Source organism: Pseudomonas lini (assembly GCF_001042905.1).
GTDB classification, from domain to species: domain Bacteria; phylum Pseudomonadota; class Gammaproteobacteria; order Pseudomonadales; family Pseudomonadaceae; genus Aquipseudomonas; species Aquipseudomonas lini.
In genome coordinates this window covers 320919-344731 of sequence record NZ_JYLB01000002.1, presented here as the reverse complement: position 1 = coordinate 344731, position 23813 = coordinate 320919, and the positions used below count along the sequence as shown (strand labels likewise).

General features: G+C 60.4%; 22 protein-coding genes and 1 riboswitch. Of the genes, 15 read left to right on the top strand and 7 right to left on the bottom strand.

Going from position 1 to position 23813, the window contains the following annotated elements:
* Positions 1-301 precede the first annotated feature (301 nt).
* The gene (gene nadB, locus TU81_RS06000; protein ID WP_048394055.1) at positions 302-1918 is read left to right on the top strand and encodes an L-aspartate oxidase; all 1617 of its coding nucleotides are present in this window, start codon (positions 302-304) and stop codon (positions 1916-1918) included.
* Here nadB and TU81_RS05995 read toward each other — a convergent pair.
* Together TU81_RS05995 and TU81_RS05990 are read right to left on the bottom strand one after the other, a co-directional pair.
* A complete protein-coding gene (locus tag TU81_RS05995) occupies positions 1887-2339 on the bottom strand; it encodes a protein YgfX (protein ID WP_048394053.1) in 453 nt (150 codons plus the stop codon). The genes nadB and TU81_RS05995 overlap by 32 nt on opposite strands.
* Positions 2323-2577, bottom strand: a complete 255-nt coding sequence (locus TU81_RS05990) for an FAD assembly factor SdhE (protein WP_030132661.1) — start codon at positions 2575-2577, stop codon at positions 2323-2325. The genes TU81_RS05995 and TU81_RS05990 overlap by 17 nt, the downstream gene beginning before the upstream one ends.
* 148 nt (positions 2578-2725) lie before the next feature.
* On the opposite strand from TU81_RS05990, the gene ygfZ reads away from it, so the two are divergent.
* Both ygfZ and TU81_RS05980 read left to right on the top strand, forming a co-directional pair.
* Positions 2726-3667 (top strand): CAF17-like 4Fe-4S cluster assembly/insertion protein YgfZ, encoded by a 942-nt coding sequence (gene ygfZ / locus TU81_RS05985; protein ID WP_048394050.1) that lies wholly within the window; start codon positions 2726-2728, stop codon positions 3665-3667.
* A gap of 35 nt (positions 3668-3702) precedes the next feature.
* On the top strand, positions 3703-4524 hold the full coding sequence (locus TU81_RS05980; RefSeq protein WP_038979327.1) for an HDOD domain-containing protein: 822 nt from the start codon (positions 3703-3705) through the stop codon (positions 4522-4524).
* A gap of 87 nt (positions 4525-4611) precedes the next feature.
* On the opposite strand, the gene TU81_RS05975 is transcribed toward TU81_RS05980, so the two are convergent.
* Together TU81_RS05975 and TU81_RS05970 are read right to left on the bottom strand one after the other, a co-directional pair.
* Positions 4612-6000, bottom strand: coding sequence for a sensor histidine kinase (locus TU81_RS05975; protein WP_038979326.1), 1389 nt, complete (start codon positions 5998-6000; stop codon positions 4612-4614).
* Entirely contained in the window at positions 5993-6664 is a 672-nt protein-coding gene (locus TU81_RS05970) for a response regulator (protein ID WP_007898613.1), read from the bottom strand. The genes TU81_RS05975 and TU81_RS05970 overlap by 8 nt, the downstream gene beginning before the upstream one ends.
* Positions 6665-6897: 233 nt before the next feature.
* Between TU81_RS05970 and TU81_RS05965 the strand changes: the two genes are divergently transcribed.
* From TU81_RS05965 to TU81_RS05945, 5 genes are read left to right on the top strand one after another with little or no spacing between them, the layout of a single operon-like run.
* Complete coding sequence (locus tag TU81_RS05965; RefSeq protein WP_048394048.1) at positions 6898-8190, top strand: OprD family porin; 1293 nt, start codon at positions 6898-6900, stop codon at positions 8188-8190.
* 43 nt (positions 8191-8233) lie between these two features.
* On the top strand, positions 8234-9211 hold the full coding sequence (locus TU81_RS05960) for a Bug family tripartite tricarboxylate transporter substrate binding protein (protein ID WP_038979324.1): 978 nt from the start codon (positions 8234-8236) through the stop codon (positions 9209-9211).
* Positions 9212-9269: 58 nt separating this feature from the next.
* A complete protein-coding gene (locus tag TU81_RS05955) occupies positions 9270-9728 on the top strand; it encodes a tripartite tricarboxylate transporter TctB family protein (protein ID WP_048394046.1) in 459 nt (152 codons plus the stop codon).
* Position 9729: 1 nt separating this feature from the next.
* A complete protein-coding gene (locus TU81_RS05950) occupies positions 9730-11244 on the top strand; it encodes a tripartite tricarboxylate transporter permease (protein WP_048394037.1) in 1515 nt (504 codons plus the stop codon).
* Complete coding sequence (locus tag TU81_RS05945; protein ID WP_038979321.1) at positions 11237-12277, top strand: AbrB family transcriptional regulator; 1041 nt, start codon at positions 11237-11239, stop codon at positions 12275-12277. The genes TU81_RS05950 and TU81_RS05945 overlap by 8 nt, the downstream gene beginning before the upstream one ends.
* 102 nt (positions 12278-12379) lie before the next feature.
* On the opposite strand, the gene ung is transcribed toward TU81_RS05945, so the two are convergent.
* Positions 12380-13072 carry a uracil-DNA glycosylase gene (gene ung, locus TU81_RS05940; RefSeq protein WP_030132670.1) on the bottom strand — a complete coding sequence of 231 codons (693 nt, stop codon included), beginning with the start codon at positions 13070-13072 and terminating at the stop codon, positions 12380-12382.
* 132 nt (positions 13073-13204) lie between these two features.
* Here ung and TU81_RS05935 point away from each other — a divergent pair, with 132 nt between their 5' ends.
* Positions 13205-14317, top strand: coding sequence for an enoyl-CoA hydratase/isomerase family protein (locus TU81_RS05935; protein WP_038979320.1), 1113 nt, complete (start codon positions 13205-13207; stop codon positions 14315-14317).
* Positions 14318-14369: 52 nt separating this feature from the next.
* Here the strand turns inward: TU81_RS05935 and TU81_RS30675 are convergent, their stop codons facing one another.
* Both TU81_RS30675 and TU81_RS30670 read right to left on the bottom strand, forming a co-directional pair.
* Entirely contained in the window at positions 14370-14873 is a 504-nt protein-coding gene (locus TU81_RS30675; RefSeq protein ID WP_080772038.1) for a hypothetical protein, read from the bottom strand.
* A 212-nt stretch (positions 14874-15085) separates the two neighbouring features.
* Positions 15086-15325: a hypothetical protein gene (locus tag TU81_RS30670; protein ID WP_048394036.1), complete on the bottom strand. Its 240-nt coding sequence runs from the start codon at positions 15323-15325 to the stop codon at positions 15086-15088.
* A gap of 283 nt (positions 15326-15608) precedes the next feature.
* A riboswitch (guanidine-I (ykkC/yxkD leader) is annotated at positions 15609-15709 on the top strand.
* A 62-nt stretch (positions 15710-15771) separates the two neighbouring features.
* Here TU81_RS30670 and TU81_RS05920 point away from each other — a divergent pair.
* The 6 genes from TU81_RS05920 (at position 15772) to uca (ending at position 23810) form a co-directional block, all read left to right on the top strand.
* Positions 15772-16839, top strand: a complete 1068-nt coding sequence (locus TU81_RS05920; protein WP_038979319.1) for a putative urea ABC transporter substrate-binding protein — start codon at positions 15772-15774, stop codon at positions 16837-16839.
* A gap of 17 nt (positions 16840-16856) precedes the next feature.
* Positions 16857-17672: an ABC transporter permease gene (locus tag TU81_RS05915; RefSeq protein WP_038979318.1), complete on the top strand. Its 816-nt coding sequence runs from the start codon at positions 16857-16859 to the stop codon at positions 17670-17672.
* On the top strand, positions 17669-18457 hold the full coding sequence (locus tag TU81_RS05910) for an ABC transporter ATP-binding protein (protein ID WP_048394035.1): 789 nt from the start codon (positions 17669-17671) through the stop codon (positions 18455-18457). The genes TU81_RS05915 and TU81_RS05910 overlap by 4 nt, the downstream gene beginning before the upstream one ends.
* Positions 18458-18469: 12 nt before the next feature.
* Positions 18470-19195 (top strand): urea amidolyase associated protein UAAP1, encoded by a 726-nt coding sequence (locus TU81_RS05905; RefSeq protein ID WP_048394034.1) that lies wholly within the window; start codon positions 18470-18472, stop codon positions 19193-19195.
* Positions 19196-19206: 11 nt separating this feature from the next.
* Positions 19207-19860, top strand: coding sequence for an urea amidolyase associated protein UAAP2 (locus TU81_RS05900; protein WP_048394033.1), 654 nt, complete (start codon positions 19207-19209; stop codon positions 19858-19860).
* A gap of 308 nt (positions 19861-20168) precedes the next feature.
* Positions 20169-23810, top strand: coding sequence for an urea carboxylase (gene uca, locus TU81_RS05895; RefSeq protein WP_048394032.1), 3642 nt, complete (start codon positions 20169-20171; stop codon positions 23808-23810).
* Positions 23811-23813: the final 3 nt, after the last annotated feature.

Here is a 23813-nt window from a genome sequence, read left to right as displayed (position 1 = left end):
GATCTTGGGCCTTTGGCAAAAGTTCCATATTTATAGCTGCCCGAAACCGACATTGTGCAACTCTGAAGAGAAAAAGACTGTTAAATCCACGATACAGTCGCCTTGTCGCCGAAGCCCTCAAAAAAACTTCCGACGAAGCGTCCAGCCTTTTCCGTCACAGTAGTTTCACAATGCCATGCTGGCCCGGCTATTGTGCCGATCCCCCCCTCTATATACTAGTGGGCTGTGTGGCTGTCTTGACTCGCCGACCCAGCTGTCTTGCGCCAACCCCGTCCCGGGTCGCTTTGAGCGGAATCCTGAAATGAGCCAACAGTTTCAACACGATGTTCTGGTAATTGGCAGCGGTGCTGCCGGCTTGAGCCTTGCGCTGACCTTACCCGGTCATTTGCGCATCGCCGTATTGAGCAAAGGCGACCTCGCCAATGGCTCAACCTTCTGGGCCCAGGGCGGTGTCGCTGCCGTTCTGGATGACACCGATACTGTCGAATCCCATGTCGATGACACCCTCAACGCCGGTGGTGGCCTGTGCCATGAAGACGCCGTGCGCTTTACCGTCGAGCACAGCAGAGAGGCAATTCAATGGCTGATCGACCAAGGCGTGCCCTTTACCCGCGATGAACAGTCCGGCACCGAAGACGGTGGGTTCGAGTTTCACCTGACCCGCGAAGGCGGCCACAGCCATCGGCGAATCATCCACGCTGCCGATGCGACGGGCGCGGCGATCTTCAGAACCTTGCTCGATCAGGCCAAGCAGCGTCCCAACATCGAACTGCTGGAGCAGCGGGTCGCGGTCGACCTGATCACCGAAAAGCGTCTGGGCCTTGAAGGTGAGCGTTGCCTCGGCGCCTATGTGCTCAACCGCGGCACCGGTGAAGTTGACACCTACGGCGCGCGCTTCGTGATCCTTGCCTCCGGCGGCGCGGCAAAAGTCTACCTCTATACCAGCAACCCAGACGGCGCCTGCGGTGATGGCATCGCCATGGCCTGGCGTTCGGGCTGTCGGGTGGCGAACCTGGAGTTCAACCAGTTCCATCCCACCTGCCTTTATCACCCGCAAGCCAAGAGTTTCCTGATCACCGAAGCCCTGCGCGGCGAAGGTGGCCACCTGAAGCTGCCCAATGGTGAACGCTTCATGCAGCGCTTCGACCCACGGGCCGAGCTGGCACCACGGGACATCGTCGCCCGCGCCATCGACCATGAGATGAAGCGCCTGGGTATCGACTGCGTCTACCTTGACATCAGCCACAAGCCCGAAGATTTCATCAAGACGCACTTCCCGACGGTCTATGAACGCTGCCTGGAATTCTCCATCGACATCACCAAACAACCGATCCCGGTGGTACCGGCGGCGCACTACACCTGCGGCGGCGTAATGGTCGATCAGCGGGGTCGCACCGATGTGCCGGGCCTGTATGCGATTGGTGAAACCAGTTTCACCGGCCTGCATGGCGCCAACCGCATGGCCAGCAACTCGCTGCTGGAATGTTTCGTTTACGCCCGTTCGGCGGCGGCGGACATTCTGGAGCAGTTGCCAGACGTGTCGATTCCGACTGCCCTGCCCGTTTGGGATGCGAGCCAGGTCACCGATTCCGACGAAGACGTGATCATTGCGCACAACTGGGACGAACTGCGGCGATTCATGTGGGACTATGTCGGCATCGTGCGCACCAACAAGCGCCTGCAACGGGCTCAGCACCGGGTGCGTCTGTTGCTGGATGAAATCGATGAGTTCTACAGTAACTACAAGGTCAGCCGGGATTTGATCGAGCTGCGCAACCTGGCGCAAGTAGCCGAACTGATGATCCAGTCAGCCATGGAGCGCAAGGAAAGTCGCGGCCTGCATTACACCCTCGACTACCCGAATATGCTGCCGGTCGCCCTGGACACTATTCTGGTGCCGCCCACCTACGCCGACTGAACTTGAGCCGAACCCGCAGGCGTCGGTGCACATCCGCCGCCTGCGAATCGCGCAGCACACAGATCGCCCTGATCCGTCGCTCATCGCGCAGACGAAAACGCAGTACCACGATCAGCGGCAACGCCAGACTGTCCGGCCGCAGCTGCACGGGCTGCCAGCCCACCGCCTGATTCCACAACTGCCAGCCATCGGCATCGCGACGCAAGCCGCGAAACGCCTGTGGGTGTGTCAGCAGAATCTGTCGCGGCAATGCCCAGATGCCATGAGCCAGACAGCAAAAAGCGCCGAGCAAACTGGCCCAGACCGGTAGGGAAAGTAGAAACAAAGAACCCAACGCGAACAGCTGGGCCAGAAGATAGGCCGCCAGCAACTGCCGTGAGGCATGCCAGCGGCATTCGAACGCGTTACTTGGGCTGGACACGATCCAGGATCATGCGAACCATGCGCTGAAGCTCCGGATCTTCCGATTCGTTGCGCTCCATGAACCAGCCGAACATGTCCTGATCCTCACACGTCAGCAGACGGACGTACAGATCACGATCCACCTGGTTGAGGTGCGGGTAAACCTCTTTCACAAACGGCACCAGCAACACGTCAAGCTCAAGCATGCCGCGGCGGCTGTGCCAGTAGAGGCGATTCAGTTCAACTTGTTCGACCATGGAGCGCTCCTCAAATAGGCGGCAAGTATACAGCCCCAAAGCGAGCCTAACAGTCGGCTTTGGTCGGGACCGACGATCCTTTGTGAACTACCCATTTCAAGGGCGCCCCCTTATGATGTCCCTCGGACTCTTTACCCTGCGATGACCCATGGCCGATTCTGCTTTTTTCTGCACCCTGTCTCACGAAGGCGTTCTCGCGGTACGCGGCGCGGATGCCGGCAAATTCCTGCAAGGCCAATTGACTTGCAACCTTAATTACCTGAGCGACACCCAGGCCAGCCTTGGCGCGCGCTGCACGCAGAAAGGCCGGATGCAGTCGAGTTTCCGCATTCTGCTGGAAGGCGACGGTGTGCTCATGGCGATGGCCAGCGAGCTGCTGGAGCCGCAACTGGCGGACCTGAAAAAGTACGCGGTGTTCTCCAAATCGAAACTGACCGATGAAAGTGCCAGCTGGGTTCGCTTTGGCCTTGAGCATGGCGATGCGGCACTGACCAGCCTGGGCCTGGAACTACCGGCTGAAACCGACAGCGTCGCGCGCAATGACGGCCTGATCGCCCTTCGCGCCTCGCCGGATCGCGCTGAGCTCTGGGTTCGCGCCGATCAAGCCGACACCCTCAAGGGCAAGCTGTCCGCTCTGTTGGCCGAAGGTGAATTGAATCAATGGCTGCTGGGCCAGATCCGCGCCGGGATCGGTCAGGTCATGCCGAGTACCCGCGAGCTGTTCATCCCGCAGATGCTCAATCTGCAAGCCGTCGGCGGCGTGAGCTTCAAGAAAGGTTGCTACACCGGCCAGGAAATCGTCGCGCGCATGCAATACCTTGGCAAACTCAAGCGCCGTCTGTACCGCCTGCAACTGGAGGCCAGCGAATTACCGGAGCCCGGTACCCAACTGTTCTCCCCAACCCACGGCAGTTCGATCGGTGAAGTGGTGATGGCCGCCCGTACCGAGCAAAACATTGAACTCCTTGCGGTGCTGCAAGCCGAAGCTGCAGAAGATGGCAATCTGCACCTTGGCGCACTTGAAGGTCCGGGCCTGCATCTGCTCGACCTGCCTTACCAACTGGATCGTGATCGCGAAATCCAGCGTTAACAGCAGCACTTGTCGCAATACCCTAGAGAAAAGAAATGATCGAGCTGGCGGATAAGGTCCAACAGGATTTGGTTGAGGCCATCGATAACGATGACCTGGTTCTGCCAACGTTACCCGAAGTGGCCCTGCAGATTCGCAAGGCCGCTGAAGACCCGGAAATCAGTGTCAGCACACTGAGCAAAGTGATTGGCCGCGATACCGCGCTGTCGGCGCGCCTGATCAAAGTGGTCAATAGCCCGTTGCTGCGCGCGACCCAGGAAGTGACTGACCTGCACACGGCCATCACCCGGCTGGGCGTCAATTACAGCAGCAACCTGGCCATTGGCCTGGTGATGGAACAGATCTTCAATGCCCGTTCCGAAGTGGTGGAACAGAAAATGCGCGAGGTCTGGCGCAAAAGCCTGGAAATCGCCGGCGTCAGTTACGCGTTGTGCCGCAGTTATACGCAACTCAAGCCTGATCAGGCGGCGCTCGGCGGGCTCGTGCATCAGATTGGTGTACTGCCGATTCTGACCTACGCCGAAGATCACTATGAATTGCTGTCTGACCCGATCAGCCTCAACCATGTGATCGACCGGATTCACCCGCTGCTCGGCGATAAATTGCTCAGGGTCTGGGAGTTTCCGGAAATGCTGGTGCAATTGCCGGGGCTGTATCTGGATTTCAAGCGGCAATCGGAGCGGGTCGATTATGTCGATCTGGTGCAAGTGGCCAGTCTGTATTGCCACAAGGACACCGATCATCCACTGGCCCGTATCGACCTCTTCAGCGTGCCGGCCTTCAAAAAGTTGGGGATCGATCCGGAGAACAAGGCGATGTGCAAGGATCTGGAGGAGTCGCGGTCGATGTTTTACTAAGAGCTTCGCGGGCAAGCCTCGCTCCTACAGGTTCTCGACGCTCTGTAGGAGCGAGGCTTGCCCGCGAAGAGGCCGGAACAAACACCATTACTCTCCCGCGATAAAACTCACCCGCACCTTCAACCCCGCCTGCTCGCCGTCGTGCAGGCTGATCTGCGCCAGGTGGGCGCGGCAGATCTCGCCGACAATGGCCAAGCCCAGTCCCGATCCAGCCACCTGTTCGTTACGCCGATAAAAACGCTCGAACACCCGATCCCGCTCTTCAAGAGGAATCCCCGGGCCATCGTCTTCGACCTCCAGCACCGCTGGTGCCAAGACCCGCAGGATCACATTGCCGCCCGGTGGCGTGTGGGCCAGCGCGTTGTCCACCAGGTTGCTCAACAGTTCATTCAACAACGTCGGTTCGCCGCGCAGCCACACCGGTTCGTCAGCTTCCAGCGCCAGCGCCACACCACGTGCATGGGCCAGCGGCGCCATGGCCATGCCCAGTTCCCGGGCCAACTGACTGAGGTCGAGCAACTGCGCACCGCCCTCGGCAATTGCCCGGGCGCCATTCTCGACCCGTGCCAGCGAGAGCAATTGATTGGCCAGGTGGGTCAGACGATCCGTGCCCTGGGCCGCAGTTTCCAGGGTGCTGCGCCAGGTTTCGGGTTCGTTCGACCGCAAGCCCAGCTCGAGTCGTGCCTTGAGCGCCGCCAACGGGGTACGCAGTTCATGGGCGGCATCGGCGATGAACTGCGCCTGACGCTCGAACTGCCCGCGCAAGCGCTCGGTAAAGTGATTGAGCGCACGCACCAGCGGCCACAACTCGTGCTGCACTTCCACCAACGGCAAGGGCCGCAAGTCATCGGACTGACGCTCTTCCACCGCCGTGCGCAAGCGCTCCAGCGGACGCAGCGCCGCACTGACCGCAAACCACACCAGCAGCAGCGCACCGATCGCCAGCATGCCCAGTCGCAGCAACGTATCCGCCGCCAGACTGCGCGCCATACTGACCCTCGCCTCATCGGTTTCCGCGACTCGAATTTCCGCCATGCCATTCATGTTCGGTTCACTGACAGGCTTGAGCAGGCTGACTACCCGCACGTTTTGCCCTCGATAAATGGCGTTATAAAAACGCGCCAGCGCCGGGTAGTCATCGGTGCGCGGCGTTCCCGGAGGCGGAGCGGGAAGATTTTCGTAACCGGAAATCAGATTCTGGTGGATATCGTTGACCAGGTAAAAAATTCGCCCGGCACTGTCGTAGGCAAACGTGTCCAGCGCCACGTAAGGCACGTCGGCGCTGAGCGTCCCGTCACGCTGGGAAACCCCCGCGGCGATGGTCCGCGCCGAGGCCAGCAAGGTCCGGTCATAAGCGGTGTCGGCGGCTTCGCGACCGTTCCAGTACGCGCTCAAACCACTGGCGAGCATCAACACCACCAGCAGCAGCGCGAGGTTCCACAGCAACCGCCAGCGCAGGCTGCGGGGCTTATGCATCGCGGCTTTCCAGCAGATAGCCCAGGCCGCGGAAGGTCACGATGGCTACCGGTTGGCCATCGAGTTTCTTGCGCAAGCGGTGAACGTAGATCTCGATGGCATCGGGACTGGCCTCCTCGTCCAGACCGAACACCTGGGCGGCCAGTTGCTCCTTGCTCATCACCCGACCGGGACGGGCGATCAGCGCTTCAAGCACCGCCTGCTCGCGGGAGGTCAGGGTCAGCAATTCTTCGCCGAGGGTGAAGCGCCGGGTGTCCAGATCATAGGCCAGCACGCCACAACGCTGCTGGCGTTCACCGCCGAGCACACTGCGGCGTAGCAAGGCTTTGACCCGGGCTTCGAGTTCTGTCAGCTCGAAGGGTTTGGCCAGGTAATCGTCAGCCCCAAGGTTCAGGCCATGGACCCGATCCTTGACGTCGCTGCGGGCAGTCAGCATCAACACCGGCAGGTTCTTGCCCCGGGCTCGCAGGCGCGCCAGCACTTCGAAACCATCCATGCGCGGCAGGCCGACATCGAGGATCGCCACGGCGTATTCCTCGCTGCTCAAGGCCAGGTCGGCTGCCACACCGTCATGCAGCACATCCACGGTCAGCCCGGTGCTCTTGAGCGCTTGGGCGACACTTTCGGCAAGCTGCAGATGGTCTTCGACGAGCAGAACACGCATGGATCTTTACCTCATTCAGGGATGGTCGACGCCATTCTTTGGCGCGGAGTTTACAGCCGCAACCGTCGCTGTGAAGCCCGAAAACCGTGAAAGTCAGCTGAAAGGTTAGCGAAAGGTTGGCCGGTTAGAGTCCAGCCACGGACAGTTTCGACTGCCGTCGCTACCGCACATAGCGTACGAAAAACGCCTCGAAGCGTTTTCGCCAATAAGAACAATAAACGGAGTACGTCACCATGCTGTCCACGCAGCTTCAGGCTCGCCCGCCTGCTCGTTTTTCCCGCCTCAGCCACACCGCCCTTGCCAGTGCCGCCGCCCTCGCCGGCTTTTCGCCGTTGAGCCAGGCTGCCTTCTTCGAAGACAGTACGGCAACCTTCGAAACCCGCAACATGTATTTCAACCGCGACTTTCGCGACGGCACCAGCGCCCAGCAATCCAAGCGGGACGAATGGGCCCAGGGGTTCATGCTCAATCTGCAATCGGGTTACACCGACGGCACCGTGGGGTTCGGTGTCGATGCACTGGGCATGCTGGGGGTAAAACTCGATTCAAGTCCGGATCGTACCGGCACCGGCCTGTTGCCGACCCATGATGACGGTCGCGCGGCGGATGAGTATTCCAAGCTCGGCCTGACCGGCAAAATGAAAATCTCCGCCACGGAACTGAAAATTGGCAGCCTGATTCCGGAACTGCCGATCCTCAAAGCCAACGACGGGCGCATTCTGCCGCAGACCTTTGAAGGCGGCCTGCTGACCTCCAAAGAGATCAAGAACCTGACCTTCACCGGCGGGCGTCTGGGGAAAGCCAAGGACCGCGACAGCACCGACTTCGAGGACATCGCCCTCAACAACAAGAACAGCCGTTTCGCCGGCACCGTGGCCGGCAAGCACTTTGACTTTGGCGGCGTGGACTATAAGTTCACCGACAAGATCACCGGCAGCTACCACTTCGCCCAACTCGATGAAGTCTATAACCAGCACTTCCTCGGCATGGTGGCCTCGGAAAAATTCGGCCCCGGCACCTTCGGCACTGACTTGCGCCTGGCCATCAGTGATGACGAGGGCGCAGCCCGTGGCGGCCCAATCGACAACAAATCCCTGAACGGCCTGGTGAGCTACGCCTTGAACGGGCATAAACTCAGCGCCGGCTATCAGCACATGTCCGGTGACAGTGCCTTCCCCTATGTCGATGGCAGCGATCCGTACCTGGTCAACTTCGTACAGATCAATGACTTTGCCGGCGCCGAAGAACGTTCCTGGCAGGCACGTTACGACTATGACTTCGCCAAACTCGGCATTCCGGGCCTGAGCTTCATGAGCCGTTATGTGAGCGGTGACAACATCAAGCTCAAGAACGGCGACGAAGGCAAAGAGTGGGAACGCAACACCGAGATCAAATACGTCGTACAAAGCGGCGCCCTGAAAGACGTCGCCGTACGCCTGCGCAATGCCACCTACCGTTCCAACTACTCCGCTCGCGATGCCGATGAAGTGCGTCTGCTGGTGAGCTATAGCGTTGCTCTTTGGTAAACATCACGTTCAATAACAATAATGAATGCCCGTGGAGACTCAAATGAACTTATCACTGCGTAAAGTTGCTCTAGCCGCCAGCTGTGTACTGTTTGCCGGCCAATTGATGGCCGAACCCAAACGCCCGGAATGTATCGCTCCGGCGTCGCCAGGCGGCGGTTTCGACCTGACCTGCAAACTGGCGCAAAGCGCGTTGGTAAACGAAAAACTGCTGACCAAACCGATGCGCGTGACCTACATGCCCGGCGGTGTCGGCGCGGTGGCGTACAACGCGGTGGTTGCTCAGCGTCCGGCCGATGCCGGCACGCTGGTGGCGTGGTCCAGCGGTTCGCTGCTGAACCTGGCGCAAGGCAAGTTCGGTCGTTTCGATGAAACCAACGTTCGTTGGCTCGCCGCCGTCGGCACCAGTTATGGCGCCATCGCGGTGAAAAGCGACTCGCCTTACAAGACCCTGGACGACCTGGTTCAGGCGCTGAAGAAAGATCCAAGCAAAGTAGTGATCGGTTCCGGCGGCACCGTCGGCAGCCAGGACTGGATGCAGACCGCACTGATCGCCAAGGCGGCCGGGATCAACCCGCGCGACCTGCGTTATGTCGCCCTCGAAGGCGGTGGTGAAATTGCCACTGCCCTGCTCGGTGGCCACATCCAGGTCGGCAGCACCGACATCTCCGACTCCATGCCACACATCCAGAGTGGGGACATGCGCCTTCTCGCGGTGTTCTCCGAGAAGCGTCTGGACGAGCCGGAAATGAAAGAGATTCCGACCGCTAAAGAGCAAGGTTACGACATCGTCTGGCCAGTGGTTCGCGGTTTCTACCTTGGGCCAAAAGTCAGCGACGAAGACTACGCCTGGTGGAAAAACGCCTTCGACAAACTGCTGGCCTCCGAGGATTTCGCCAAGCTGCGCGATCAGCGTGAACTGTTCCCGTTCGCCATGACCGGCCCGGAGCTGGACACCTACGTGAAGAAGCAGGTCGCGGACTACAAAGTGCTGGCCAAAGAGTTCGGCCTGATCCAGTGATCGCCTCTGTCTAGCGGCCACGACCCCGGTTCTCGGGGTCGTGGCCCAGGAGTTCCTCATGCTCATACAACGCATTTTTGCTTCGGTGCTGTTGCTGGCCTGTATCAGCCTGATACTGATGGCCTGGCCCTATCAGGCTCCGTTTTCCTATGAACCCATCGGTCCCCGCGCCTTCCCGTTGTTGATGTTGGGCCTGATGGGGCTGGGGCTGGCTTACATGGTGTTTCGCCCGTCGCCGATCATCCACACGACTGACGATCCACCGATGGATCGCGAAACCCTGCACAAGATTGGCCTTTGCGTGCTGTTGCTGCTGATCTTCGCCGGCCTGTTCGAACCCTTGGGCTTCATCCTCAGCAGCATCTTGATCGGCATTCCGATGGCGCGTCTGTACGGCGGACGATGGTTGCCGAGCGCGGTGATCATCAGCCTGATGAGTGTCGGCCTGTACCTGCTGTTCGACAAAGTCATGGACGTCCCGCTGCCTTTGGGCCTGCTTGACGTTCTGGAGAACTGATATGGATACGCTTGGTTATTTGAGTCACGGCTTCGGCGTCGCATTAACGCCATACAACCTGGTGACCGCACTCAGTGGCACACTGATCGGCACCGTCGTCGGGCTGTTGCCGGGTCTGGGCCCGATCAACGGCGTGGCGCTGCTGATCCCCATCGCGTTCGCCCTGGGCCTGCCACCGGAGTCGGCGTTGATCCTGCTGGCAGCGGTCTATCTGGGTTGTGAGTACGGCGGCCGGATCAGTTCGATCCTGCTGAACATTCCGGGGGAAGCCTCCACCGTGATGACCACCCTCGATGGCTACCCGATGGCGCGTCAAGGCATGGCGGGGGTTGCACTTTCGCTGTCGGCCTGGAGCTCGTTCATCGGCGCCTTCATCGCGACCTGCGGGATGGTGGTGTTTGCACCGATTCTGGCGAAATGGGCGATTGCCTTCGGTCCCGCGGAATACTTCGTGCTGATGGTGTTCGCGATTGTCTGCCTCGGCGGCATGGCCGGCGATCGACCACTGAAGACCTTTATCGCCGCGCTGATCGGCCTGTTCCTGTCGACCGTCGGCATTGATGCCAATAGCGGCGTCTATCGATTCACCGGTGACAACATCCACCTCACTGACGGTATTCAGTTTGTGGTGCTGGTACTGGGTCTGTTCTCCATCAGTGAAATCCTTCTGCTGCTGGAAAAAACCCACCGCGGTCAGGAAGCGTTCAAAGCCACCGGTCGCATGATGTTCAACTTCAAGGAAGCCGCCTCGGTGTTCTGGGTGAACATGCGTTGCGGTGTGCTCGGTTTCATCATGGGCGTGCTGCCCGGTGCCGGCGCGACGCTGGCCAGCGCCGTGGCCTACATGACCGAGAAACGCATTGCCGGCCCTAGCGGCAAATTCGGTCAAGGCGACAAACGTGGTCTCGCCGCCCCGGAAACCGCTATCGGCGCTGAAGCCTGCGGCGCGCTGGTGCCGATGTTGACGCTCGGTGTGCCAGGTTCGGGCACGACGGCGGTGATGATCGGCGCACTGTCGCTGTACAACATCACGCCGGGCCCGCTGCTGTTCCAACAGCAACCGGACATCGTCTGGGGCCTGATTGCTTCGTTGTTCGTCGCCAACATCATGCTGGTGATCCTCAACATTCCGATGATCCGCATCTTCACCCGCATCCTCGCCGTGCCGAACTGGGCGCTGGTGCCGATGATTGCGATCATCACCGCCATCGGCGTCTTTGCGGTACACGCGACCACCTTCGACCTGTTCCTGATGATCGGCATCGGCATCTTCGGCTACATCCTGCGCAAGCTAGACTTCCCGTTGTCGCCAGTGCTGCTGGGCTTCATTCTCGGAGGGTTGATGGAACAGAATCTGCGCCGCGCCCTGTCGATTTCCAACGGCGCGCTGGAAATCCTCTGGTCGAGTCCGATCACTCTCGCCGTCTGGGGGTTGATTGTGATCATGCTGTTGGTGCCGATCCTGCGGATCTGGCGCAAGCGTTCGGTCGCCCGGCGCGTTATTGCCGATGTCTGACAGGACCCCCTTCAAAAGCTGGTGGGGAACACCGCTGGTCGGTCTGCTGGGCGGTTACCTCGCCAGCCAGATCGGCTGGCCACTGCCATGGATGGTCGGCTCGTTGCTGGCGATCATCCTGGTGCGCTGCCTGACTCCCTGGCAATTGGCGGAAATCCCTGGCGGCCGCAAGTGCGGCCAGTGGGTTGTCGGCATCGGCATCGGCCTGCACTTCACCCCAGTGGTGATGGAGCAGGTGCTGAGCCACTTCGGTTTGATCTTCTTCGGTGCGCTGGTTACCAGTCTTTCCGCCGTGGTGGGGGTCTGGTTGATGCGGCGCACCGGGGAAGATCGCGCCACCGCATTCTTTTCCAGCATGCCCGGCGGCTCCGGGGAGATGGTCAACCTCGGCGCCCGCAACGGTGCGGTGCTCAGTCGTGTCGCGGCGGGGCAGAGTTTGCGGGTACTGGTGGTGGTGCTGTGTGTGCCGGCGGCGTTCAAGTATCTGTTGGGCGACGGTGCGCCGGTCTTGCATCCAACGACCGTCAACTGGTGGTGGCTGGCCATTCTGTTCCCGGCGGGCGCCCTTGCCGCCTGGATCTGGGAGCGGCTGCGACAACCCAATCCCTGGCTGTTCGGACCGTTGCTGGTGACTGCGACGGTGAGCATTGCTTGGGACCTGCACATCGGTCTGCCCAACGGCGGCAGTCAGATTGGCCAATGGTTGATTGGCAGCGGGTTGGGGTGTCACTTCAATCGGCAGTTCTTCCGGCGGGCACCGTCGTTCATGGGCCGAACCCTGCTCGGCACAGTGTTGACCATGTTGATCGCAACTTTGGCGGCATTGGGTTTGAGCGCGCTGACCCATCTGGATCTGCGTTCGCTGACGCTGGGCATGATGCCCGGCGGGATTGCCGAGATGAGTTTGACGGCGGAAACCCTGCAATTGTCGGTACCGTTGGTGACGGCGATGCAGGTGATGCGGTTGTTGTTTGTATTGTTTCTGGCGGAACCGTTGTTTCGGTATTGGAACCGGGAGCCGGATTCTCCCTGATAGACCGAGTCGCTTTTATCGCGGGCAAGCCCGCTCCCACAAGGTCCGCGTAGTCCTTGTGGGAGCGGGCTTGCCCGCGATGGGGGCCTCCAGGTCAACACATCAGACCGACGGCAATCGCCACTCGATCGGCATCTCGCCATTCTGCTCCAGAAACTTGTTCGCCCGGCTGAAGTGCCCGCATCCGAGGAAACCGCGATAGGCGGACAGCGGCGACGGGTGGACCGAGGTCAGCACCAGGTGTTTGGTGGCATCGATGAGTTTCTGCTTGCTCTGGGCATGCGCGCCCCACAGCAGGAACACCAGATGTGGCTGGTGCTCGCTGACCACTTCGATAATCCGGTCGGTAAAATATTGCCAGCCCTTGCCCGCATGGGCGTTGGCATTCGCGCGCTCCACGGTCATGGTGGTATTGAGCATCAACACGCCCTGCTCTGCCCAACTCTGCAGGTAGCCATGGTTGGGAATGTCGATGTTCAGGTCGCGCTTCAACTCTTTATAAATGTTCACCAGCGACGGCGGTGCCGGCACGCCCGGTTGCACCGAGAAGCACAACCCATGGGCCTGACCCGGGCCGTGGTAAGGGTCTTGACCTAAAATGACCACTTTGACCTTGTCCAGCGGCGTTGAATTTAGCGCGTTGAAGATCATCGGTCCGGGTGGATAGATCTCTTTGCCCGCCGCGCGTTCCTGTTGCAGGAATGTGCGCAACTCTGCCATGTAAGGCTGGTCGAATTCGGCACGCAGTGCCTCCTTCCAGCTCGGTTCGAGTTTGATACGGTCGTCAGCAGTCATGGTTACATCCGGCAAAAACAATGGGGCGAACCCTAGGAAAGCCCATCACGCTTGTCAATTGATCTGACGCAGATCCGGCACTTTCCTATAGAGCGATCATACTGAACGCTCAAATTCCCGATCGAGGTCACGATGAATCTGCACTTCGAAGAACTCACCGGCACCGACGGCGCACGCATCGGCATCGCCAGCCTGGATGCCGAAAAATCCCTCAACGCCCTCTCCTTGCCGATGATCAACGCCCTGCGCGATCAACTGGACGCCTGGGCCAAGGAGCCACAGATCGTTTGCGTGCTGCTGCGCGGCAATGGCGCCAAGGCTTTTTGCGCCGGTGGCGAAGTACGCAGCCTGGTGGAGGCGTGTCGCGACCATCCCGGCGAAGTGCCGCCCTTGGCTGCACACTTCTTTGCGGCAGAATATCGCCTCGACTTCAACCTGCACACCTACCCCAAACCGCTGATCTGCTGGGGGCATGGTTACGTGCTGGGCGGCGGCATGGGGCTGCTGCAAGGGGCGAGCATTCGGATTGTCACGCCGAGCAGCCGGTTGGCGATGCCGGAGATCGGCATCGGCTTGTACCCGGATGTCGGCGCCAGTTGGTTTCTGTCGCGGTTGCCCGGCAAGCTCGGATTGTTTCTCGGCCTGACCGGCGCCCAGATGAACGGTCGTGATGCGATCGATCTGGACCTCGCCGACCGCTTCCTGCGCGATGATCAACAGCATGAGCTGCTCGAAGGTTTGCTGCAATTGAACTGGCAGGAACAGACAGCCATGCAGCTCAACAGCCTGCTCAAGGCCTTGCAGCAGGAAGCGATTGCGCAGATGCCCGAAGCGCAGTGGCTGCCTCGACGCGAGCAGATCGACGAACTGTTGGATGTCAGCGACGTTCGATGCGCCTGGAAGGCCATCAGTGCACTGCGTGATGATTCCGACCCGCTGCTCGCTCGTGCCGCCAAGACCATGACTGAAGGCTCGCCCCTGACCGCTCATCTGGTGTGGGAACAGATCGTTCGCGCCCGGCATCTATCGTTGGCTCAAGTCTTTCAGATGGAATACACCATCAGCCTCAACTGCTGCCGTCATCCAGAGTTCAGCGAAGGCGTGCGAGCGCGGTTGATCGACAAGGACCAGAAACCTCGTTGGCACTGGCCGGACATCAACACTGTGCCGGAGGCGACGGTGGAGGCGCATTTCCATAAGGTCTGGGAAGGCCGGCATCCTCTGGCTGATCTCTCGGAATACTAAAAATCAGGCACAAAAAAAGCGGCGCTTCATGCGCCGCTTTTTATTGAGTGGTTTACCGGTGGTTGCGTCGGCCATCCCGATCGCCATCACGGTGATCGCCCCGACCGCCCCGATTATCCGACCTATTGTGGCCTCGATAGTCATTGTCCCGGCCGCCTCGGTTCCGGCCGTCCCAGCCGCCCCGGTGACGGCCATCCCAGCCGCCACGATCACGACGGTCATGACGGTCCCATCCACGATTCTGATAGCCCCGGTAGTCTGCTCGTGGCGCCGGCTGGTAATAGCGTGGTGCCGATTGATAAACCCGCGGCTGGTGGTAATAACGCGGCGTTGGCTGGTAATACCGTGCAGGCGGTGAGTAATACCTGCGCGGGGCCGAGTAGTAACGGCCGTCGGAGTAATAAGACCCGCCACCGGAGTAATACGGCGCTGGGGACGTGTAGACATCGGAACGGTAGTAGCTCGATCCTCCATCGGAATAGGGCACGCACGCACCAAGAGACAATCCCGATAAAACAATCAGCAGAATTTGGCGGAGCTTTTTTTGACAGAGCATGGCGGCCTCCTGGACCGCGGGTGAGCCACACCAGCGACGCTGGCAGGCGACAGTCAATGGTTCGGCGACTGTCGAAATATCAGACAGTGAAATCGGAATCTGGTGCGTCCCTGCAACACGTTGAAACAAGTAGCCGATGAAAGGTTTTTCATCCAGCTCATAAGAAAACGGCGCATCCGAAAGCCGGACGCGCCGTTGTATTCATGAGCTGATCAGCGGTGCCCGCGAGGGTGTCCACCGCGATGATGATGACGGGGACCACTGAAATAATAGTAACGATAACCCCCGTAAAACCGCGGGCCGCCATAGTAGTAAGGTGAGTAGTAATAACCGGGGTAGTAATAAGGTGTCGGATAGAAATCGCCAGAGCCTGCGTAGTAATAACAGCCAGACAGGCCCAAACCGATAAACACACTGAACAGTATGCGACGGAGCATTTTTTGACAGAGCATGAAGGCCTCCTGGAAGACCTGCAACAGCAGTCGACTGACACCTGTTTTGACTTTCAAACCGGTACCGAGTGCCAGACAGCGTCGGCCTTCAGATCAGCGGCCACTGCGTCCATCTACGGTGCATAGACATACGCCAACGCACCATGACAAGGCAGGGCATGCCGCTTGTTTATCCCTCCCCTTTTCCTCGATGCCCAAGCTAGAGGGCTCAAGCCGACTTGGCACGGCTCTCGCTTAACCAAAGGCGTGCAGGAGTCATCACAGGTTCGCGGCACCACAATTTGCAATGGCTGACTAGGGTTCCGGCTCGCTTAGGCGAGTGGCTGGTCCGAGAGTTGGCGACCTCCAGTTGAGGTTACACGGCGGGACAAAAGCCCGGGAGACAAGCCACCGTTCGCGGTGCCGCTGCCTTCCTGTCCGCCCTTGATCAACTGGAGAACCATCCCATGTCCCGACTTCGTTTACCCGCCCTGCTCGCCGCTGCTTTTGCAGCCCTCGTGAGCGTCTCGTCCCAAGCCGCACAGAAAGACCATTTCAGCGTCTGCTGGACTATTTATGCCGGCTGGATGCCCTGGGAATATGCCGGCAGCCAAGGCATCGTCGACAAATGGGCGAAGAAGTACGGCATCAAGATCGATGTGGTGCAGCTCAACGATTACGTCGAATCCATCAACCAATACACCGCCGGCCAGTTTGACGGCTGCACCATGACCAACATGGATGCGCTGACCATTCCGGCTGCCGGTGGCGTCGACAGTACAGCGCTGATCGTCAGCGACTTCTCCAATGGCAACGACGGCATCGTGCTCAAAGGCGAAGGCAAGAAAGTCGCCGACCTCAAGGGCATGGACGTCAATCTGGTGGAGCTCTCGGTGTCCCACTATCTATTGGCCCGGGCACTCGATTCGGTGGACCTCACCGAGAAAGACCTGAAAGTGGTCAACACCTCCGACGCCGACATTTCGGCCGCCTTCAACACCGATCAGGTCAACGCCGTCACCACCTGGAACCCGATGCTCTCGGACATCAAGGCCAAACCCGGCGTGACCGAAGTCTTCAACTCCAGCCAGGTTCCCGGCGAAATCATGGACATGATGGTGGTCAACAGCGCCACCCTCAAAGACAACCCGGCCCTGGGCAAAGCCCTGACCGGCGCCTGGTTTGAAGTGGTGGAATTGATGAACGCGAAAAACGCCGCCAGCAAAGCCGCCCTCGAACACATGGCCAAAGCTTCGGGCACCGACCTGGCGGGTTTCCAGGCACAACTCGACACCACCAAACTGTTCGCCACCCCCCAGGAAGCCTTGGCGTTTTCCACCAGCAAGCAATTGCCGGAAACCATGCGCAAGGTCGCCGAGTTCTCCTTTCAGCACGGCTTGCTGGGTGAAGGCGCCAAGGACACCAGCGCCATCGGCATGGCCTTCGCCAATGGCGTGACCAGCGGCGACAAGACCAACCTCAAGCTGCGCTTCGATCCGAGCTACGTGCAGATGGCTGCCGACTCCACGTTGTAATAACGGAGGACTAGGCCATGCGCCTGATCAATCGCCACCCGGATCGCCCGAGTCGCCTGCTGTTGGTGATCCTGCCGTTCGCCCTGGTGTTGTTCGCCTACTTCATGGGCTCGGCCGATCGGCTGATGGACAACCCCAACGACAAACTGCTGCCCAGTGCCGTGCAGATGACCGACGCAGTGAAACGCCTGGCGTTCACTGCCGACACCCGCACCGGCGACTATTTACTTTGGCAAGACAGCGCCGCCAGCCTGCGACGGCTGGCCATCGGCCTCGGCATCAGTGCATTGGCCGGGCTGTGCCTGGGCATCGCCGCCGGGACCCTGCCGCTGTTCGGCGCACCGTTGTCGCCGGTACTCACCGTGCTGTCGATGGTGCCGCCGCTGGCGATCCTGCCGATTCTGTTCATCGTGTTCGGGCTGGGGGAATTGTCGAAAGTGATGCTGATCGTGATCGGTATCACCCCGTGCCTGGCCCGCGATCTGGAACAGCGCGCCCGGGAAATTCCCGTCGAGTTGCTGATCAAGGCGCAGACGCTTGGCGCTTCGACCTGGACCTTGATGCTGCGGGTGGTGCTGCCGCAATTATTGCCGCGCCTGTTGATATCGCTGCGACTGATGCTGGGTTCGGCGTGGTTGTTCCTGATCGCCGCCGAAGCCATCGCCTCTACCGACGGCCTCGGTTACCGGATTTTTCTGGTGCGCCGCTACCTGGCGATGGACGTGATCCTGCCTTATGTAGTCTGGATCACCCTGCTTGCCTGGCTGATGGATTGGGGTCTGAAACGCCTGACCCAACGGGCGTTCCCTTGGTATGAGGGGGCCCGCGCATGAGCTTTATCACAGTGAAGAATGTCTGGCAGCAATACGCCGATCAGGTGGTGCTCGAAGGGCTGAACCTGAACGTCAACGAAGGTGAGTTCTGCACACTCGTCGGTGCTTCAGGTTGCGGTAAATCGACTTTCCTGCGGCTACTGCTGGGCCAGGAACGCGCCAGTCGCGGCGAGATTCTGCTCGACGGCCAGGCCCTGGAGAGCGAACCGGATGCCAGCCGTGGCGTGGTATTCCAGCGCTACTCGGTGTTCCCGCATTTAAGCGTGCTGGACAACGTCGCCCTCGGCCTCGAACTGCCGCGTTCACCGCTACTTGGGCGCTTGTTCGGCAGCGCTAAAAAAGACGCACGCGAACAAGCCTCAGTGCTGCTGCACAAAGTCGGCCTCGGCCACTCGCTGGACAAGTACCCGGCGCAGCTCTCCGGCGGCATGCAGCAACGACTGGCGATTGCCCAGGCGCTGATCATGAAGCCGCGCGTGTTGCTGCTCGACGAACCGTTCGGAGCCCTCGATCCGGGCATCCGCAAAGACATGCACGGGTTGCTGCTGGAGCTGTGGCGCGAGACGCAGCTAACGGTGTTCATGGTCACCCATGACCTGTCCGAAGGTTTCAGCCTCGGCACCCGTTTACTGGTGTTCGACAAAGTCCGCCTCGACCCGCACGCCCCCGGCGCCTATGGCGCACGCATCACCTACGACATCCCTTTGAACAGCGACCGCCGTGCCAATCGCGCCGCCGTCGACGCCCTGCCTGCTCAGCTGGCAGGTTCGCTTCGCATCGCTTAGAGGAATTTACACATGACTGATTCGACCCAACTGTTCCCGCCCTTCGCCGAAGAAATGCTCCCTGGCGGCGGCCATCGTTCCTTCGTTCTGAAACGCGGCCAGTTACTGCGCCTGACCGACCTGCGCGGCGGTGCCAACGTCAGCCTGACGCTGCTCAATGCGCATGAAAAAACCGAACGCCTGAACCTGCCCGACAGCCTCAAATGCCAACACACCGCCAAGCTCACCACTGGCCATTGCCTGTACTCGGACATGGGCCGCGTATTGGCGGCAATCACTGCCGATACGTGCGGCTGGAGCGACAGTCTCGGCGGCGTGCTGTGCGCTGAAGAGGTCGCGCAAAAGTACGGCGCGGGCCGCTATCAGGAACTGCGTAACGGCTTCTTCCGCAACGGCACCGACAACCTGTTGGTGGAACTGGGCAAGTGGGGTTTGGGCCTGTCCGATCTGTTGATGACCCTCAACCTGTTCAGCCGCGTGAACGTCGATGAGGCCGGGCGTTTCCACTTCGTCGAAGGCCATTCCAAGGCCGGTGACTACATCGAGTTGTACGCGCCGATGGACACCCTGGTGGTGCTCACCGCGCTGCAACATCCGATGGACCCGGCGCCTGAGTACGCACCCAAACCGCTGAAGCTCAGCTGGATGAACGCCGATGCGAGTGTCGCCGAACACTGCCGCACCTCGCGCCCGGAAAACGAGCGCGGCTTCATCAACACCGACCGTCTGTTCGCCTGAGGATCGCTGCCATGTCACTCGCTATCACCACCGCTGCCGTTACTACAAACAGGCAGCCAGAAACCGCGGTGTACCGCGCCACCATCCCCGCCGGCGAACCCTGGCTGATGGAGGTCAAGGCCGGCCAGACCTTGCGCATCCTCGACCTGGAAGGCAATCAGGCCGTCGACACTCTGTTCTACAGCCTAGCCAATCCCAAGGAGCGCTATGACGTACAGCGCACGTTGCGTCGGCAGAACAGCGTCTACCTGAGCACCGGCAGCGTGCTCTATTCCAACCTCGGCAAACCGATGCTGACCATCGTCGCCGACACTTGCGGGCGTCACGACACCCTCGGCGGTGCCTGCGCCCAAGAGAGCAACACCGTGCGTTATGCGCTGGAGAAACGCTACATGCACAGCTGCCGCGACAACTACCTGCGCGCCTGCGCCCACGACGGTCGGCTGGGCAAGGGAGACATCGGGCCGAACATCAACTTCTTCATGAACGTGCCGGTGACGGCCGACGGTGGCCTGACCTTCGAAGACGGGATTTCGGCGCCGGGCAAATACGTCGACCTGCGGGCCGAGATGGACGTGATCGTGCTGATCTCCAACTGCCCGCAACTGAACAACCCCTGCAACGCCTACAACCCGACGCCTGCGGAGCTGCTGGTATGGAACTGAAAATTTCGCGCTTTCGGCGGTGGTTGTTTGCCCTGTGCCAGTCCCGCTCCGGCCAGTGCCTAAAAAAGTAAAAACACCACAACCCAAATGTGGGAGCGGGCTTGCTCGCGAAGGGGCCGTCACATCCAGCATTGATGTCGACCGACACTCCGCTTTCGCGAGCAAGCCCGCTCCCACAGGGGGTCAGCGGTGCTTTTTAAGTGAACTGATTCTGCCGCCGAGGACGACCTCGGCGCCTATCGAAAAACTGCGGGACGGCCCGCATCCCAGGTCGAGGCTGATGCGTTATCGCCTCCGGGGGTTATGCCATGTTCGAAAAAGTCCTTATTGCCAACCGCGGCGCCATTGCCTGTCGCATCTTGCGTACCTTGGGTGAATTGCAGGTCAAGGGCGTTGCCGTTTACTCCGAAGCCGATGCCGCCAGCCTGCACATCCTGCAAGCCTTTGAGTCCCACAGCCTCGGTGAAGGCGCTGCCGCTGGCACTTATCTGGCCGTGGATAAAATCCTCGCCGTCGCAAAAGCCACCGGAGCCACCGCGATCCATCCCGGCTACGGCTTTCTTTCGGAAAACGCTGCATTCGCCCAAGCCTGCGAAACGGCCGACATCGCCTTCATCGGCCCCACACCGGAGCAACTGCGGGTGTTCGGCCTCAAGCACACCGCCCGTGCGCTGGCCAGGCAACACGGCGTGCCAATGCTCGAAGGCACCGAGCTGCTCGATAACCTCGACGCAGCGTTGATCGCAGGTGAACAGGTCGGCTACCCGGTGATGCTCAAAAGCACCGCCGGCGGTGGTGGCATCGGTATGCGCGTGTGCCGCAGCGCCGGCGAATTGAGCGAATCATTCGAAGCCGTCAAACGCCTTGGGCAGAACAATTTCAGCGACGCCGGCGTGTTCATCGAGAAGTACATCCAGCGCGCCCGGCATCTGGAAGTGCAGGTGTTCGGCGATGGCCAGGGCGAGGTGCTTGCCCTCGGCGTGCGCGACTGTTCGGTGCAGCGACGCAACCAGAAAGTCCTCGAAGAAACCCCGGCGCCGAACCTGCCCGTGGGCATGGCCGAGGAACTCTGTGCAGCGGCAATCAAACTGGCCAAAGCGGTGAATTACCGCAGCGCGGGCACTGTGGAATTCGTCTTCGACAGCGATGCCCAGCGTTTCTATTTTCTTGAAGTGAATACCCGTTTGCAGGTGGAACACGGCGTCACCGAACAAGTGTGGGGCGTCGATCTGGTGCGCTGGATGGTGGAATTGGCGGCCGGTGATTTGCCGCCGCTGCGCGAGTTGAGCCAGGGATTGAAAGCCAACGGTCATGCGATTCAGGCACGACTCTATGCCGAAGATCCTGGTCGGGATTTCCAGCCGAGTCCCGGTCTGCTCACTGCCGTCAATTTCCCGGTTACCGATGGCAAACACCTGCGCATCGACACTTGGGTCGAGGCCGGTTGCGAGATCCCGCCGTACTTCGATCCGATGATCGCCAAGGTCATCAGCTGGGCACCGACTCGCGAAGCAGCGCGCGTCGATCTGCATCAGGCTCTGGGTGACAGCCTGCTGTACGGGGTGGAAACCAACCGCGATTACTTGCGGCAGATTCTGCTCGATACGCCCTTTGCCAGCGGCCAGCCGTGGACCCGTTGCCTGGAAGCCCTGATCTATCAAGCCAACACCTTTGAAGTGCTCAGCGCCGGCACGCAGACCAGCGTTCAGGACTATCCGGGACGCCTCGGTTACTGGGCGGTGGGCGTGCCGCCGTCGGGACCGATGGACAGCCGGGCGCTGCGTCTGGGCAATCGCTTGCTGGGTAACGATGAAGGTGCAGCAGCGCTGGAAATCACCATGAGCGGGCCGCTGCTGCGTTTCAATTGTGAGGCGGTTGTGGCCGTTACGGGTGCAGTGATTCCGTTGATGCTGAACGGTGAAGCGGTGCCGATGAATACCGCGCTGTTGATTCCCGTCGGTGCCACTTTGAATCTCGGCACCATTGGCGGTGCAGGTGCGCGCAGCTATCTGTGCCTGCGCGGCGGCGTGCAAGTGCCGGATTATCTGGGTAGCAAAAGTACCTTCACCCTCGGCCAGTTTGGTGGCCACGCTGGTCGTGCATTGCGCGCTGGGGACGTATTGCATGTTCCGGCCTTGAGCGACCACAGCGCCGGGCAAAACCTGGCGATCCAGCACGTTACCGAGTTGCCCGCCGTGCGGCAGATTCGGGTGATCTACGGCCCTCACGGCGCCCCGGAATATTTCACCGAAAACTACATTGGCACCTTCTTCGCTACACAGTGGGAAGTGCACTTCAACTCAAGCCGCACCGGTGTGCGGTTGATCGGGCCGAAGCCTGAATGGGTGCGGGCCGACGGTGGTGAAGCGGGATTGCATCCGTCGAATATTCATGACAATCCGTACGCGATTGGCGCGGTGGACTTCACTGGTGACATGCCAGTAATCCTCGGTCCCGATGGCCCGAGCCTCGGTGGCTTTGTCTGCCCGGTGACGGTGATCGAGGCGGACCTTTGGCAGTTGGGGCAGCTCAAGGCTGGGGACAAGGTTCAGTTCGTCCCGGTCGATCTCAAGACCGCGCGCAATCTCGCCTTGAAATGGGATTCCTGTGGGAGTGGGCTTGCTCACGAAGAAGTTGATGCGGTGCCTGATCTGGCCCCTTCGCGAGCAAGCCCGCTCCCACAGGGGATTGCGTCGCCTGTGGTGTTGGATATTGGTCAGGGGGATACGCGGCTGGTTGCACGTCTGTCGGGCGACACTCATTTGTTATTGGAAATCGGTGCCCCCGAACTGGACCTGGTCCTGCGCTTTCGCGCTCACGCGTTGATGCAGGCATTGGAACGCAAACACCTGCACGGTGTGATCGACCTGACGCCGGGCATTCGCTCGCTGCAAGTGCACTACCAACCGGAGCAACTGCCGCTGGCCGATCTGCTGGGCATTGTCACCGGTGAATGGGACTCCGTGTGCGCCGCCAAGGACCTGCAAGTGCCCTCGCGCATCGTCCATCTGCCACTGTCCTGGGATGACCCGGCCTGCCAGTTGGCGATCGAGAAATACATGACCACCGTGCGTAAAGACGCGCCCTGGTGCCCGAGCAATCTGGAGTTCATCCGCCGCATCAACGACCTGCCGAACCTCGACGAAGTGCAGCGCACAGTGTTCGACGCCAGCTATCTGGTGATGGGCCTGGGCGACGTCTACCTCGGCGCACCGGTCGCCACCCCGCTCGATCCTCGGCATCGCCTGGTGACCACCAAGTACAACCCGGCCCGCACCTGGACCGCGGAAAACTCGGTAGGCATCGGCGGCGCCTACATGTGCGTGTACGGCATGGAGGGCCCCGGTGGTTATCAGTTCGTCGGTCGCACGCTGCAGATGTGGAATCGCTACCGCGAAGTCGCCGCGTTCGACGGCAAGCCGTGGCTGCTGCGCTTCTTCGACCAGATCCGGTTCTACCCGGTGAGCGCCGATGAACTGCTGCGCATTCGTCGGGATTTCCCGCTTGGGCGCTTTGATCTGAACATCGAACACAGTCAGCTGAATCTGACGGATTACCAGGCGTTCTTGGCGAAAGAAGCCCAGGGCATCGCGGCATTTCGGGATCAGCAAAAAAGCGCGTTCAACGCCGAGCGCGAACGCTGGATCGCCAGCGGCCAGGCGCATTTCGACAGCGAAGAGCTGGCCCCGGAAGTGACCGAAGAGGCACCGTTAGCCGACGGTCAGCAGAGCATCGACAGCCACATCGCCGGCAATCTCTGGCAGGTTCAGGTGCAGGCTGGCAGCCGGGTTGCGGCGGGGGATGTGTTGGTGATTCTGGAGTCGATGAAGATGGAAATCCCGCTGCTCGCACCCATGGCGGGCGTGGTGCGCGAGATTCGCGTGCAACCGGGTTCGGCGGTGCGCGCCGGGCAACGTGTGGTGGTGCTGGAACTCGACTCAAGCCATTAAAAA